This window comes from Streptomyces asiaticus, assembly GCF_018138715.1.
In the GTDB taxonomy this organism is placed as follows: Bacteria; Actinomycetota; Actinomycetes; order Streptomycetales; family Streptomycetaceae; genus Streptomyces; species Streptomyces asiaticus.
Genome location: NZ_JAGSHX010000006.1, coordinates 8708077 through 8722552 on the forward strand (window position 1 = coordinate 8708077; position 14476 = coordinate 8722552).

Annotated in this window: 11 protein-coding genes; 2 read left to right on the forward strand and 9 right to left on the reverse strand. The window is 71.9% G+C overall.

Annotation, left to right across the window (positions count from 1 at the left end):
* Positions 1 to 19: 19 nt before the first annotated feature.
* Positions 20 to 736, reverse strand: coding sequence for an SDR family oxidoreductase (locus KHP12_RS45000; protein WP_086880085.1), 717 nt, complete (start codon positions 734 to 736; stop codon positions 20 to 22).
* Positions 737 to 817: 81 nt separating this feature from the next.
* Here KHP12_RS45000 and KHP12_RS45005 point away from each other — a divergent pair, with 81 nt between their 5' ends.
* Positions 818 to 1660 (forward strand): helix-turn-helix transcriptional regulator, encoded by an 843-nt coding sequence (locus KHP12_RS45005; RefSeq protein WP_086880084.1) that lies wholly within the window; start codon positions 818 to 820, stop codon positions 1658 to 1660.
* Here KHP12_RS45005 and KHP12_RS45010 read toward each other — a convergent pair.
* The 6 genes from KHP12_RS45010 to KHP12_RS45035 all read right to left on the reverse strand — a co-directional run bounded on the left by KHP12_RS45010 (position 1649) and on the right by KHP12_RS45035 (position 8003).
* The gene (locus KHP12_RS45010; protein ID WP_037947522.1) at positions 1649 to 1915 is read right to left on the reverse strand and encodes a GlsB/YeaQ/YmgE family stress response membrane protein; all 267 of its coding nucleotides are present in this window, start codon (positions 1913 to 1915) and stop codon (positions 1649 to 1651) included. The genes KHP12_RS45005 and KHP12_RS45010 overlap by 12 nt on opposite strands.
* Before the next feature lie 217 nt (positions 1916 to 2132).
* Entirely contained in the window at positions 2133 to 3647 is a 1515-nt protein-coding gene (locus KHP12_RS45015) for an LCP family protein (RefSeq protein WP_208652855.1), read from the reverse strand.
* A 132-nt stretch (positions 3648 to 3779) separates the two neighbouring features.
* Complete coding sequence (locus KHP12_RS45020) at positions 3780 to 4427, reverse strand: NADPH-dependent F420 reductase (RefSeq protein ID WP_086880082.1); 648 nt, start codon at positions 4425 to 4427, stop codon at positions 3780 to 3782.
* Between the two features lie 32 nt (positions 4428 to 4459).
* Positions 4460 to 5284, reverse strand: a complete 825-nt coding sequence (locus KHP12_RS45025) for an inositol monophosphatase family protein (protein ID WP_211834556.1) — start codon at positions 5282 to 5284, stop codon at positions 4460 to 4462.
* 209 nt (positions 5285 to 5493) lie between these two features.
* Positions 5494 to 6888, reverse strand: a complete 1395-nt coding sequence (gene dctA / locus KHP12_RS45030; protein WP_086880080.1) for a C4-dicarboxylate transporter DctA — start codon at positions 6886 to 6888, stop codon at positions 5494 to 5496.
* Entirely contained in the window at positions 6885 to 8003 is a 1119-nt protein-coding gene (locus KHP12_RS45035) for a PrpF domain-containing protein (RefSeq protein ID WP_086880079.1), read from the reverse strand. Before KHP12_RS45035 ends, dctA begins: the two co-directional genes overlap by 4 nt.
* A gap of 146 nt (positions 8004 to 8149) precedes the next feature.
* On the opposite strand from KHP12_RS45035, the gene KHP12_RS45040 reads away from it, so the two are divergent.
* Positions 8150 to 9109, forward strand: a complete 960-nt coding sequence (locus KHP12_RS45040) for a LysR family transcriptional regulator (protein ID WP_086880078.1) — start codon at positions 8150 to 8152, stop codon at positions 9107 to 9109.
* A gap of 37 nt (positions 9110 to 9146) precedes the next feature.
* On the opposite strand, the gene KHP12_RS45045 is transcribed toward KHP12_RS45040, so the two are convergent.
* Positions 9147 to 10109, reverse strand: a complete 963-nt coding sequence (locus KHP12_RS45045) for an alpha/beta hydrolase fold domain-containing protein (RefSeq protein WP_211834557.1) — start codon at positions 10107 to 10109, stop codon at positions 9147 to 9149.
* Positions 10110 to 10542: 433 nt separating this feature from the next.
* The gene (locus KHP12_RS45050) at positions 10543 to 14340 is read right to left on the reverse strand and encodes a tetratricopeptide repeat protein (RefSeq protein WP_211834558.1); all 3798 of its coding nucleotides are present in this window, start codon (positions 14338 to 14340) and stop codon (positions 10543 to 10545) included.
* Positions 14341 to 14476: the final 136 nt, after the last annotated feature.

The following is a 14476-nucleotide window of genomic DNA, read 5'->3' on the forward strand; positions in this document are numbered from 1 at the left end:
CCCGTGTGATGCCGGGGTTCTACCAGGGCGCCGGAGTGCCGTCCCAGGAGAAGAATCCGCCGGTGGGCCCGGTGTCCGGGAGAAGGGCGAGCCGGACCGCGCCCGCCGCGCCCTCGGCCGGATCCCCGTCGCTCCCGGCGGCGCGGGCGTTCAGATCGGTCCTGCGCAGCCCCGGGGCCAGCGCGTTGACCTTGAAGCCCTCGGAGGCCAGGGCCTGTGCGGTGTAGAGGGTGAGAGCGTTCAGGGCCGTCTTGGAGGAGCGATAGGCCGCGGCCGACCCGGCGGACACGGCGAACTGGTGCTCCGGGTCCGCGCTCCAGGTCAGCGAGCCGGTGCCACTGGAGACATTGACGATCCGGGGCGCGTCCGAGCGGCGCAGGGCCGGGAGGAAGGCGTTGGTGACGGCGAGGACACCGAAGACGTTGGTCTCATAGGTCCGGCGGAAGTCCTCGAGATCGGCCTCGGGCGCCGTGGCGCCGCCCACCATGATGCCCGCGTTGTTGACCAGGATGTCCAGCCGTTCCAGCTGGGCCGCGGCGGTGGCGATGCTGTCCGCGTCGGTCACGTCGAGCACCATCGGCCGGGCGTCGCCGCCGATCTCCTCGGCGGCCCGGCGCCCCCGCTCGGCGTCGCGCGAGCCCACGTGGACGGTGAGCCCCTCGGCGGCGAGCTGGCGTGCGATTTCCTTGCCGATGCCCTTGTTGGCACCGGTGACCAGTGCTGTGCGATTGTTCATGGCACCAAGGGTTCCCCGGCCCCGTTCACCCTGCCAGGGACAACCTGTCCCAGGCAGCACCCGTCAGCCGAAGGAGGCAGCATGGCGAGGCACGAGCTGGCCCGCTTCCTGCGGGACCGCCGCGAGGGGCTGCGTCCCCAGGACATCGGCCTGCCCGCCGACCCCCACCGCCGCACGCCGGGGCTGCGGCGGGAGGAGGTGGCGGAGCTGGCCCATATGTCGGTCGACTACTACACCCGCCTGGAGCAGGCCCGTGGCCCCCGGCCCTCGCCGCGCATCCTGGACGGGCTGGCGGCGGCGCTGCGGCTCGCGCCCGCCGAGCGCAGCCATCTGTTCCGGCTCGCGGGGACGAGCGCGCCCCCGGGCGCCCGGGCGGTCCGGCGGGTCCGCCCGCATGTGGCCCAGATGCTGCGGCGGCTGCCCGACACCGGGGCGATCGTCACCGACGCGGCCTATGACGTGGTCGCCTGGAACCCGCTGGCGCAGGCCCTGCTCGGCGACGACCTCGGCCGGCACGGCAACCTCGCCCGCCGCCGTTTCCTGGGCCGGGGCCACGCGTACGAGAGCTCCAGCGCCGAGGAGTTCGGCCATATCGTGGTCGCACGGCTGCGCCGGGCCGCTGACCGCTACCCCCATGACACGGCGCTCACCGCGCTGCTGGGCGAACTGCGCACCGGCAGCGAGGAGTTCCGGCAGATCTGGGACGAGCGTCCGGTGCACGCCCCCGGCCACCGGACCAAGACCATCGACCACCCCACGGCCGGGCCACTTAGGCTGAACTGCGATGTCCTGCTCGTCCCCGAGGACGACCAGGAAGTGGTCCTGATCACGGCCGACCCCGGGTCCCCCTCCGCCCGTACGATCCGCGGGCTCGCGGACGCGGTGGCGGACAGGACGAGCGCGATGGATGCGTCAGTTCCGTGAATTGCCGAACAACAGGCGGTACACAACGAGGAGGACGAAGGCGCCACCGATCGCCGCGCCCCAGGTGGCGGGGTCGAAGAACTCCTTCTGGACCGGGCGGTCGAAGAACTTCGCGGATATCCAGCCGCCCACGAACGCTCCCGCGATGCCGGTGACCGTGGTGCCGACCAGCCCGCCCGGGTCACGCCCGGGGAGGAGGATCTTGGCGATGACTCCGGCCAGCAGGCCGAGGATGATCCAGCTCACGATACCCACGTTGTTCGTCCCCTTCGTCGTGCTGTTGTGCTGTCGTGCAGTGGTGCCGGGGTGAGTGAGCCCGGTCCGATGACGTGTTCGGTCGGTTGCGCAGGTGTACGGGCGTCAACGAAGACGCGGTCCGCCCGGCGGTGGTTGCGAGCGGCTTGATCTTCCTGATGCCCGGGGAGTGGTGGGCCATGCCTGAACGGGATGTGAGGACCGTGCGGGGATCCGGTCAGCCGTAGGACAGATTGGAGCAGGGGTCGTCGTCGGCGGAGCGGGCGTCGTCGGCCACGTGGGAGGACGGCGTGGAGGGCGCGGAGGGTGTGGAGGCGTCGGGGGAGGGCGCGGTGAGGTACGTACGGCCCAGGGTGAGGCTGATGCCCGAGGTGGTGGCGGGGCGCAGTCCGGCGCCGGGGAAGAGCCGCGCCACGGTCTGGGCCCGGTCCCGCTCACCGGGGCCGTAGCCGACCACGGTGGTGGCGTGGTCCTGGGTGTCGGCGTTCGTGGCGCCGGTCACGGTGAAGCCGTGGGTCCGAAGCGTGTCCGCGGCGCGTGCGGCGAGGCCCGGGGTGGTGGTGCCGTTGTAGACGTTGACGCTGATGCCCGCGCCCGACACGGTGGACGTGGCACGTGGCGTGGCGGGGTCCCGGGGCTCGTCCTTCTTCCCGCCGGCCGCCTTCCCGTCGATGGTGCGGTCGGCCCTGATGTCCGCCCAGAGCCCGTCGGCGTCGGGCTGGACGATGGCGACCCGTTCGCCCTGGTAGCGCCAGGGGATGGTGACGAACTTGGTGTTGTGCAGATCGATGTCCTTCATCGACATGGCGAAGGACATCAGCTTCTTCGCGGAGCCGAGCCCCGGGTCCACGGTCATGGACTTGGTGGCCGCGTCCGCCAGCGGATACAGCGTGGTCGGGTCGATTCCCCGGCTCTTCACCTTCTTGAGCAGGGCGGAGATGAACGCCTGCTGCCGCCGTATGCGCCCGATGTCGGAGCCGTCGCCGATCCCGTGGCGGATGCGCACGTAGTCCAGCGCCTTCTGCCCGGAGACCGTCTGGACCCCCTTGCTGAAGATGCGCTTGCCGCGGGTGGTCCGGCTGGGGCTCAGATCGCGCTCGTAGACGTCCTGGGGCACGCACACCTGGACCCCGCCGACCGCGGAGGTCATCCGGGAGAAGCCCTCGAAGTCGATGACCACGGTGTGGTCCATGCGCAGCCCGGTGAGCTTCTCGACGGTGTTCTGGGTGCAGGCCGGATTGCCCTGGGCGGTCTCGCCCACGGAGAACGCCGAGTTGAACATGGCGTTCCGTTGTGTCCTGGTCCATTTGCCGTCGGGCAGCCGGCACGGCGGGATGTCGACCAGGGTGTCGCGGGGTATCGACACCCCGACCGCGTGCTTGCCATCGGCGTAGACGTGCAGCAGCAGGGCGGTGTCCGAGCGGCCCACGTCTCCGGTGCCGCCGCCCAGCTTGCTGTTGCCGCCCGACCGGGTGTCCGAGCCGATGACCAGCACGTTCTGGCCGGCGGCGTTCCCCTCCGGCCGGTTGTCGGAGAGGCCGTCCGCCCCGAAGGTGGTGATGTTCCCGTTCAGCTTGAAGTAGAGCCAGCCCACTCCGCCGCCGAGCAGCACGAGGAACGACACCACGACCACCAGAGCGATCCGCAGCGGGCGGCGCCCCTTGCGCTGCCGCCCGGCGTCCGTCCGTTCCGCGGTAGCACTCCCCGTCGTCTCCCCGTCTCTGCCTGTCATGCGCGTCCTTCGTCCGGCGGCTGTTCGGATGAGAAGACGGTCGATGCTGGCCTGAGGTTCTATCGATGCGCAAGGGCATGTTTCCTGGCGTGTGGTACGACACGTCCCCGCGGGGCCGGAGGTGCGGGGTGGTCAGCGGGCCAGGGAGACGGCGAACGGCCGGAATCCATGGCGGCGCAGCACATGGGGCACCAGCAGCACGAGGGCTTCGGTGGCACGGGCGGTGGTGATGTCGCCGAGGTCCTCGATCCACTCGGGCTTCCAGCCGAGGTCGGCGAGAAGGCCCGCGGTGATGGCCTTGGCCTCCGCGTCGTCGCCGGAGAGATAGGCGGTGGGCGGGGTGGACAGCTCGGCGGGGGCCGTCATGACCGGGAAGAGCATGGTGTTGAGGGCCTTGACCACCCGGGTTTCGGGCAGGGCCCGCTGGAGCCGCTCGGCCAGGCTGCTGCCGGGGTAGCACAGGTCCGAGGGGAGTCCGTCGGGCGTGTGCCGGGTGGCGTTGGAGACATCGATGAGGATCTTGCCCGCCAGCTCGGTGCGCAGGGCGGAGAGGCGTTCCAGGGCGGTGTCGCCCGGGGTGGCGTTGATGACGATGTCGGTGGTGGCGGCGGTGGTGCGCTGGTCGGTGTGGCGGATCGCGGGGACGGCGCCGGTCTCGTCGGCCGGGGTCTCCTGGGCCGGCTGCCGGTGGCCGAGGGTGATCTGGTGGCCGGCGGTGGCGAGTGCGCGGGCGAGACCGCTGCCGACGCGCCCGGTGCCGAGGATGCCGATGCTGGTCATGCGTGTGAACTCCTTGCTCGGGGGGCGGGCGGTCAGACGATGGGCGACAGGACGGAGACGGCCTCGGCGTGGATGCCGGGGGCGGTGGCCAGGAAGTCAGGACTGGCCAGGTCCCAGGGATTGCCTTGGACGTCGGTGACGGTGCCACCGGCCTCGGCGACCAGCAGCGCGCCGGCCACCAGACCCGAGCGCACATCGGAGAACTGCCAGAACGCGTCCATGCGTCCGGCGGCCACATGGATCAGCTGGAGGGTGGCGGGCACGGAGACCCGGACGACGAGGCCGTGGATCAGCATCCGGGTGACCGACGCGCCGATCCGGTGGAAGGTGTGCTCGTCCTCGCCCGGCCGGGCCTGGCCCGTGCCGACCAGGGCCGCGCCCAGGTCCGTCTTGGCCGACACCCGCAGGGGCGCGCCGTTCAGCAGGGCGCCGTGACCGGCCACCGCGGTGTACCAGTCGCCGGTCAGCGGAAGGTGGACGACGGTGAGCACCGGGTGGTTGTCGCGGACGAGGGTGGCGGTCACGGCCCAGTCGGACATGCCGTGCACATGGTTGATGTTGCCCTCGGCCGGGTCGACGATCCACCACTCGCCCGGCGGCAGCGCGCCGCCTTCCAGCTCGTCCTCGGCCCAGCGCGCATCGGGCCTGGCGGCCATCAGCGGCGCCTTCAGGACATCGAGCACCGCGTCGTCGTTGGCGTGGATCTCGGTGACGATCTCGTCGAGCGCCACCCCGCGGGCCTGTGGGGTGTGGCGATCCCGCAGCAGGTCACCCGCGGTGCGGACGGCCGTGGTGACCCGGGTGAGCAACGCGGCGTCGAGGCCGGTGTCGGTGGTGGTGCCGGTGGACATGGACATGAGTGCTCCCGTGAATGGTGAAGGAGGGGGAGGCTTGGCGCGCGCTTCGCCGTCTGTGCCTCGACCGTAGGCACCCCTGTCGATAACGGCAATTGCACATATGGCACTGCTGGGTTTACCCGCGTGCAACGGAAAACGGCGGGCCGACAAGCGACGCCCGGGCCGAAGCGTTCGCTTCGGCCCGGGCGGTTCGCCAGGTGGCGGCGTGGTCAGCCGATGGCGGGGACGGGTTCGCGGGGCGATCCCGCCGGCTCCTCGGGAACGAGGCCGTCGGTGGCCGTGTCATCGGGGTTGAAGGGCAGGTCACCCCGGAGCACCGCCCGGACCCGGGCCTCGTCCAACTGCCCCTCCCAGCGGGCCACTGCCAGCGTGGCGACACCATTGCCCACCAGGCTGGTCAGCGCCCGCGCCTCGGACATGAACCGGTCGATGCCGAAGATCAGCGCGAGGGCCGCCACCGGGACATGGGGGACGGCGCTGAGCGTGGCGGCCAGGGCGACGAAGCCCGAACCGGTCACCCCCGCCGCGCCCTTGGAGGTGAGCAGCATGACGGCGAGCATGGTCAGCTGCTGGGTGAGGCTGAGATCCACCCCCACGGCCTGGGCGAGGAACACCGACCCCATGGTGAGGTAGATGGCCGTTCCGTCGAGGTTGAAGGAGTACCCGGCGGGCAGGGTGATGCCCACGACCGGCTTCGAGGCGCCCGCGTGCTCCAGCTTGGCCATCATGCGCGGCAGCACCGGTTCGGTGGACGAGGTGCCGAGCACGATCAGCAGCTCCTCCTTGATGTAGCGGAGGAACGGCAGCAGGCGCAGTCCGCCCAGGCGCATCACCCCACCGAGGACCACCAGGACGAAGAAGAGGGCGGTCAGCCAGAACGAGCCGACCAGCAGCGCCAGATGGCGCAGGGTGCCCAGGCCGTAGTTGCCGATGGTGAAGGCCATCGAGCCGAAGGCGCCGATGGGGGCCAGCCGCATGATCCAGCGGATGAGCCGGAACAGCACCGTGGAGAGCTTCTCGATGCCCGCGGCGATGCTCGCCCCGGCCTCGCCACTGGCCTGGAGACCGAAGCCGAACAGGACCGCCACCAACAGCACCGGCAGGATCTCCTCGCCGGTCAGCGCGCTCACGAGGGTGTCCGGGATGGTGCTGAGGACGAAGTCCGTGAAGCTCCCATGGGCCTGGGTCGCCTCCGCCGGGAGGCTGTCGGTGCTGAGGGTGGAGACATCGACGTGCAGTCCGCTGCCGGGCCGTACGACGTTGACCACGACCAGCCCGATGACCAGGGCGATGGTGGTCAGGATCTCGAAGTAGACCAGGGCCTTGAGGCTCACCCGGCCGACCGCTCTGCGGTCGCTCATGGCCGCGATGCCGTGGACGACCGTACAGAAGATGATCGGCGCGATCATCATCCGCACCAGCGCGACGAAACCGTCTCCCAGCGGTTTCAGCTCCGCCCCGAAGGAGGGCCACAGCGAACCGACGACGACCCCGGCGAGGACCGCGAGCAGGCACTGGACATAGAGGCGGGACAGCAGCAGGCGGATGCGGCCGGGTCGGTCGGGGGCGGCGACGGTGCCCGGCGCTGCGGCGTTGCGGCTCATACGGGGCGTCCTTCCGGGACGGGAACGAGAAGTTCGGCTCGGGCGATGCGCCGGGCGGCGCGGTGCAGGAGCACCGTGGGGGACGCGCCGTCCGGTGCGGGGACGGCTCGGGCGGTGATGACGCCCGCGGGGGTGCCCAGCCGCAGCGTGCCGTCGGCGGTCTGCCGGGTGACGCGGTGGGCGAGGGTGCCGGGGGTCGCGGCGGCCGTCGCCAGGGCGACGGCGGAGGTGAGGCCGATCGCCGGATGCGGGGCGTGCATGGAGACCATGCGCACGGCCACGTCGTACCGGTCCTGAGTGACCAGGTGACCGTGGGTGGTGCGATATGTTACGGGCCCGCTGACGACACCGACCTTGGGCACCGCATGGCTGACCGGGGCGCCCTCGCGGACCAGCCCCATCGCGAGCGCCGCCTTGCGGCGCAGCACGGTGAGCGCGGGCACCACGGCGGCGAACGCGGCCAGGGACTCGGAGCCGTCGAGGCCGAACGCCTTGGCGTCGAAGAGCGCGGCGGGCGCGCCCGCGTCCACGAGCGAGGCTTCGACGGGGCCGTCCGGCCCGGTCAGGGTGTCCAGCGGGCGGCCGGTGGGCAGGGCGCGGCCGGTGGTGGACCCGGCCGGGTCCTGGAACCCCAGCAGGACCGGCACCCCGAGCGCGTCGGTGCCGGGCACCACGGCGGTGCCCTCGTCGGGCGCGGTCCGGCCGGGGGTGGGGATGGTGCCGGTGAGGCGGGCCCCGGTGTTCACGTTGAGCATGCGGACGGTGGTGGTGTCCGAGGTGATCGGCACCAGACCGCGGTGGACGGCGTACAGCGCGACCGCGGTGGCGCAGTTGCCGCAGTTGCTGGTCCACTCCACTCGCTCATCGCCGATGCCCACCTGCGCGAAGGCGTAGGAGACATCCACGCCCGCCACGTCCGACAGCTGGACGATCGCTGCCTTGGAGGTGGTGGACGAGGCGCCGCCCACCCCGTCGATCTGGCGGGGGTCGGCCGCGTTGAAGGCGGCGAGCAGCAGGGTGTCGGCATCCACTCCGGTGGCCACCACATCGTGGTGGTCGAAGATCCAGCACTTGCTGGTACCCCCGCGGATCATCTCGCCCCGCACACGCAACACAACGGACTCCCCATGGCCGTGGAATGGACACCCCGCCGACGGCTCCTCCGTGGGCGGTGGCATCTACGGTGTGTTACGGCAGCGTGAAGTACAATCTCGGAAATCTGTAGGGGTATTAAGCAGAGCTGAAGGCTCGAGGTGATGCCGTGCTGGACGTCCGGCGCATTCTGCTCTTCGCCGAAGTGGCCAGGCGCGGCTCCGTGACGGCCACAGCCCGCGCCCTGAACTACACGCCATCAGCGGTGTCCCAGCAGGTCAGCCGACTGGAGACGGAGGCCGGCCAGCCGCTGCTCGACCGCCACGCACGGGGTGTCACCCTCACCGACGCCGGGCGCGCCCTGGCCGACCGCGGGGAGCGGATCGCCCGTGAGCTGAAGGCCGCGGAGAGTGAGCTCGCCGACTTCGCGGGGCTCCGCGCGGGCACTCTGCGCATCGGCACCTTCCCCACCGTCGGCGCCTCGCTGCTGCCACCCGCCGTCATCGCCTTCCGCGACACCCACCCGGACGTACGGCTGACCGTGCGCAGCGCCCGTATCGCCGGACTGTGGTCGATGCTGGAGAACCGGGAGATCGAGATGTCGCTGATGTGGGACTACGACTGGTGCCGCATCGACCGCGAGGACGTGGACATCACCCCGCTCCTCGACGATCCGCCCGCCCTCCTGGTCGGCGACCGCCACCCGCTGGCCACCCGTACCGACGCCACGCTCGCCGATCTCGCCGACGATTCGTGGATCACCCGTGCCGACCGCCATCCGGTGGCCGAGGCCCTGGTGCGCAGCTGCCGGGCGGTCGGCTTCGAACCGCAGATCGCGTATGAGGCACACGACTACCAGGAGGCGCAGGCGATGGTGGCCGCCGGTCTGGGCGTGGCGCTGGCCCCGACCCTGGCCCTGGAGGGCATCCGCCCCGGCGTCAGCGTGCTGCCCCTGCGGCCGCCCGCGCCGGTGCGCCGGATCCTGCTCGTGCGCATGGCCGACCACGCCCTCACCCCCGCCGCCGGGGCGTTCCTCGGCTCGCTCCGGGAGAGCGCCGCGGCCCGGCGGACCGACGCCATGGGCGCGGGTGGACGAGCGGTGGTGCCGGATCCCCGCACCGGCTCATGACGGATCCTCTCATGACCGGCTCTCTCATGACGGACTCTCACAGCGAGGAGATCACCCGCCTGCGGTCCTCCATGGCGCGGTGGGCGAGCCGGGAGGCGGGGGCGAGGCGGTCGTACTCATGGATGGCCCCGCTGTGCAGATGCAGTTCGATGGGGACGTCGGCGTCGGCGAGCCGCTGGGCGTAGGTGACGGCCTCGGCGCGGAAGATGTCGAGCTCGCCGACCTCGACATAGGCCGGTGCCAGGCCCTCGGCGGTGGCGACACGCGCGGGCGCCACCTGCGGCGGGACATCGTCGGTGCCGAACGCCGCACCCAGCAGGGCATGCCAGCCGGTCCAGTTGTCGTCCCAGGTCCAGGCCACATACGGGGTCAACCGGGGATCCGGGGCGAGCGTGCGGTCGTCCAGCATGGGATACAGCAGGGCCTGGCGGGCGAGCGGAACGCCCCGGTCGCGGGCGAGGATCGCCACTCCGGCGGCGAGCCCGCCCCCGGCGCTGTCGCCCATGACGGCGATGCGGCGGGGATCGACCCTCAGCTCGGGCGCCTGGTCGCCCAGCCAGGTCAGCGCGGCGAACACATCCTCCACGGGGCCGGTGCCGGTGGCCGCGTCGGGGGCCAGACGGTAGTCCACGGACACGAACGGCACTCCGGTGGCCTGGACATACCCGGCCACCACGGAGTCATAGAGATCGACACTCCCGGCGATCATCCCTCCGCCATGGGCGTAGACAACCGCGGAACCCGGCGCGGACTCGGCCTTCTCGTACCAGCGGACGAGGATCTCCGCCCCGTCCGCGGACCGCACCTTGTGCGAGGACGCCTTCACCAGCGGATAGCCGGACGGGTACGCCGGGAGCAGTGAGGCCATCCACCGCATCGAGGCCGTGCCCCTGGCGCGCAGCGTCCGCCAGTCGTCGCGCTCGGGCGGGGGAGTGGGGTCGCTCTGTTCGGCGAGGGCCTGGAGAACCGCGGCGAGCTCAGGGTCGAGGGTGAAGGCCATGGTCGGCTCCGTTCGAGGACGGCGGGGCCGCTGCCCCAACTGTCCTCCCAGACTGCCGAGTTGCGCTCAAGTTCCGGTACAGAGACTGGCGGCGGCATGAGGACTGCTACGGGGTGTCCGGCGGATCTCTGCCCCTCCCCGCCCCTTCCCGCGGTATCGGTATACGGCTCCGATATGCGGCTCCGCCGCGTTGCGGGGCTCCGCCCCGGACTCCGGGGTCCAGGGGCGAAGCCCTTGGTGACGGGAAGGGGCGGGGAGGGGAGCAGCGCGCCGCAGGCGTCAAGACCGTCGGACACCTTCAGGGGCGGGCGCCCGTTCGCTGCGGTGCGCCCGCCCCTGACCCTCGGCTCTCCCGATCATCGCTTTCCCCGCCTCCGCCTCCGTACTCCCGGGAAACGTGGGATTGAGACAAGGTGTCGGATCCCTGACCGCCTCATCCGGGCCGCAGCGAGTCCCTCAGCTTCCTGGCCGCCTCGGTCTCGGCGATGTACTCGCCGGGGCTGGCCGCGCCGAGCTCCTCGTACAGCGTCACCGCCTGTTCGGCCGCGGCCAGGGCCTCCTCGCGGCGCCCGTCCGCCACCAGCAGCGCCGCCTGCCGGTACGCGGCCATGGCCAGCAGCGGGCGGTAGGTGCCGGGCACGGTGGCATCGAGCCGCTGGTAGATCTCGCGCGCCTCCCGCCAGGCGTCGGCGCCCGCGCCGGGTTGACCCGCGGACTGCAACAGGGCGCCCAGATTGCCCAGCGCCCAGGCCAGATTGGGCAGATCCGCGCGGCGGCGGTAGACCGCCACCGCGTCGCGTCCGGCCGTCACGGCCTCCTCATGGCGGCCCGCGTGCTGGAGATACATCCCCAGGAACACCAGCGTCTTCGCCATCGCCGTCTCGAAGGCGGGGTTGGCGGCGGCCAGGACCCGGTAGGCGGCCACCGCACGCCGCTGCGCCTCCGCGGCCTCCTCCGGGCGGCCGGCCTCGTAGAACCGGGCGGCCAGGTTTCCCAGCGCCCATGCCACGTGCTCCTCGTCCCCGATGGCCCGGTACTCGGCGACGCCCTCCTGGCCGATCGTGATCGCCTCGTCATGGCGCCCGACCCGGGACAGATACATCCCGAGGATGACCAGCGTCTGGGCCACGTCCCGGCGGGCCGGGGCGGACACCGTGGCGAGCTGGAGATACGCGTCGCGGGCCTGGAACTGGACCTCGACGGCCTCGGCGTGGCGACCGGCGTTCGTCAGCACGGCGGCGCGCTGCCGGAACGTGTTCGCGAGCAGGTTCATACGAGCCAGGTCGGCGGGCCGGGGGACGTAGTCGGCGGTCCGCCAGTAGTGGACCGCGGCGGGGCCGCCGTCCGCCCGGGTGGTGTAGAGCTTGTGGTTGTCCGGCCGGAACACGGCCAGTTCGGCCTTGCCGTCGCCGTCGTAGTCGGCCGGTACGGGGATGTCGCCGGGCCGTCCCCAGGGCAGTGAGCGCGGCGCGGCGCCGGACGACGGCCGGATCTGCCAGGAGCCCTCGGCGGACGACCAGGTGGCCTCGTCGGCCACGCCGTCCCCGTCGTAGTCGGCCCGCACCGGCATGGGCGCGACGGGCTGCGCCGTGGCGGCGGGCGCGGTGAAGTACCAGTACCAGATGGTGAGTTGGAGCGCGCTCAGCCGGTCCAGCTTCAGGCCGCCCTCCCGCGCCGATGTCGGCTCGACGGTGACCGTCCAGGTCGTGGCGGGGCTGCGGCCCCAGTAGGACGGCCGGGGGTCCGCGGGGTCGGTCGGGTCGCTCCTGTCGAACGTGGCCTCCACGGTGGCGGTCAGGGGGCGCCCGCTCGGACGCTCCTCCGTGCCGCTCCGCCGCCGGTTCACGGCCGCGCCTCCGTGCTGGAGGAACAGGACGACGGCCGGTGTCTCGGCGGTGGCCCCGACCAGGCCCAGATGAACCCGGTCGATCTTGAATTCCGAGAAGGCGGCCGGGAAACCGTCGAGGGAGACGGTGAACGTCGCCTGCCCGGTGGTCCGCAGCGAGGTCAGCACCTCGGGCGCGGTGATGTTCACAAAGCGCACCGTGTGGTCGAGAAGCGCCTTGTACTCCATGTACCTGGTGCGCAGGGGCTCCAGTTTGAGCATCGCGTTCCACGACTGGTGGTAACGGTCGAACAGGCCGGGCACCCTGCTCGCATCGCCCCGGGCAAGCGGCTGATAGGCGTTCTCGACCTCGTCCGGGTGCAGATGGCCCCAGTCGAAGCTGTAGGCCGGGGCCTCGTTGCCGAAGGTGAAGATGTCCAGCGCCCGGTGTGCGTAGAACGAGTACCGGATGAGGACGTCGACATAGAACTGGGTCTGGGTGACCAGGCGGCGGGCGGTCGCGCTCAGCACGGTGATGTCGGAGGCCCAGTCCCCGTCGAGCCTCCGCATCGCCTCGAGGTCGGCCTCATTCCGGGCGATCTTGGCCTCGGCCGCCCGCTTGAGCAGCTGCTTCTGCTGGACTTCCAGGATCTGCACGCCGAGCTGCCGGACCAGGTCGAGGTGGCGGGCCACCAGATCCCGCTCCCTGCTCTCCAGCTTGCCGTCGATCGTGGTGGCGGCCAGCTCCGCGATGGCCCGCCCGGCCTCGATGAACTTCGCGCTCTTCTTGACGAGATCGCTCAGCCCGCCCATCACCTTGGCGGCTTCCGGCTTGGGCTTGGGGCTGGTGGGGTTGGACCAGTCGATGTAGTTGATGAGATAGGCGCCCTCGCCGTACCGGCCGGTGGCGGTGTCGAACCCCTCGAACGAGGCGCTGGAGGTGGCGATCGCCTCGGCCGCGGCGACGAACGCCACGGCGGTGGCACCGGCGGAGACGATCGCGGACGCGGCGGCGGCCACCGCGATGGCGGCGCCCACCAGCGGACCGAGGTCGTTGCCCGGCGGGAACTGCATGCGCTGCCGGGTCATCTCCTCGCGGACCTGCTGGATCTGCTGGTTGACCTCTTCGATCTGCTGGTTGATGATCTTCTGTCGGCCCTCGGCCCCCTCCAGCGCCAGCCCCGCCGCCTTCTCCTCCAGGACCAGCACATCGCGCATACCGGCCAGCTGCTCCATGTCGGTCTTCAGCAGCTCACGCTTCTGGCCGGTGCTGAGGACGGAGAGCAGCAGATTCATGGCGTCGGTGAAGCGGCCGTGCACGATCGCGTCGTAGTCGACGACCACGTCCTCGAAGTTCGGGAAGTCCGGCATGAGGTCGAGGTTGTACGGCTGGCCGATCGGCGAGAGGTTGGTCGCGATGTACCGCGACAGCTCGGCGGCCCGCTCCTGCCCCGGGTCGAGCGCGAGGGCCCGGTCGAACTCATGGGCCGCGGTGTCGCGGTGGCCGCTCCGCTCCGGCAGCCCCGGGGCGTAGGAGCGGAAGAGAAACTCGCCCACCGTCGTCCGGTAGTGGGCCCACTCCGCAGCGCGCCCGCCCAGGCGCGGCCGCACCACGCCCCACCAGTCGGCGTCGGAGTGCACCAGGAGCCTCGGCTCCACCCCCGGACCGGCCGTGGACCCGGTGGTGCCCGGTGGTCCACCGGGCCCGTTCTCGCCGCCGTGCCTGCCTCCGGTGCCGCCCCTGCCGCCGGACCCGGCCGCGCCGGGCGCTCCGCCCGCCCCGTCGAGCGACAGGCCCGAGTACGCGACCGTCTCGACCACGATCTCCGCGGCCGGGCCGCCGGCGCCCCCGGTGCCACCCGGTCCACCGGGGCCGCCGTTGCCGCCCGGGATGGAGTCGGGCGGGTCCGGCCGGTTGGGCGGGCGGGCGCCGTCCTTCCCGCGACCGCCGAGCCCGCCCGTACCACCCTGACCACCTTGGCCGCCGCGGGCGGCGATCCGCAGGTCGGTGATGGTGTGCGCGAGCACCATGACGGGCGTGGCGGCGCCGCCCGCGCCTCCGGTGCCACCCGGTCCGCCGGGGCCGCCGTCCATGCCGTTGTCGCCGACACCGGACGGGCCGGTGGCGCCGTACGCACCCGCGGCACCGGGCGCGCCGCCGCTGTCCAGCGCGCCGCCGTTGCCGCGGTAGGTCTCGGCGACCACGATGAGGGGGTGGCCCGCGAGCCCGGTGAGGACGTACTGGGGGTCGTGGACCACCTCGCGCGCGATCAGCGCCAGCCGCGCCTCGGGCGGCAGCTGTGTGAGCTCGGCCCTGATCTCGGCGAGCAGTGCGTCATTGACCTGGATGGTGTCCCTGATATGGACCCAGTCGACCGTGATCTCCCCACCCGCGGGCATCGTCATCGCGGAACTCCCCCTTTTCGCGCCGCCTGACCCGAGGTCATTCTTCGGCAGCGCCGGGCTCCTGTGATGTGTGTACCCGCTACATCACCCGATCGGGGTACGTCGCTCAGATGTGCCGGGCTCCTGCCCCGAGCAC

What these genes read in the sequence shown, in the direction of transcription:
- KHP12_RS45000 (WP_086880085.1), bottom strand. Translation starts at nt 736, where the DNA reads ATGAACAATCGCACAGCACTGGTCACCGGTGCCAACAAGGGCATCGGC.
- KHP12_RS45005 (WP_086880084.1), top strand. Translation starts at nt 818, where the DNA reads ATGGCGAGGCACGAGCTGGCCCGCTTCCTGCGGGACCGCCGCGAGGGG.
- KHP12_RS45015 (WP_208652855.1), bottom strand. Translation starts at nt 3,647, where the DNA reads ATGACAGGCAGAGACGGGGAGACGACGGGGAGTGCTACCGCGGAACGG.
- KHP12_RS45020 (WP_086880082.1), bottom strand. Translation starts at nt 4,427, where the DNA reads ATGACCAGCATCGGCATCCTCGGCACCGGGCGCGTCGGCAGCGGTCTC.
- KHP12_RS45025 (WP_211834556.1), bottom strand. Translation starts at nt 5,284, where the DNA reads ATGTCCATGTCCACCGGCACCACCACCGACACCGGCCTCGACGCCGCG.
- dctA (WP_086880080.1), bottom strand. Translation starts at nt 6,888, where the DNA reads ATGAGCCGCAACGCCGCAGCGCCGGGCACCGTCGCCGCCCCCGACCGA.
- KHP12_RS45045 (WP_211834557.1), bottom strand. Translation starts at nt 10,109, where the DNA reads ATGGCCTTCACCCTCGACCCTGAGCTCGCCGCGGTTCTCCAGGCCCTC.
- KHP12_RS45050 (WP_211834558.1), bottom strand. Translation starts at nt 14,340, where the DNA reads ATGACGATGCCCGCGGGTGGGGAGATCACGGTCGACTGGGTCCATATC.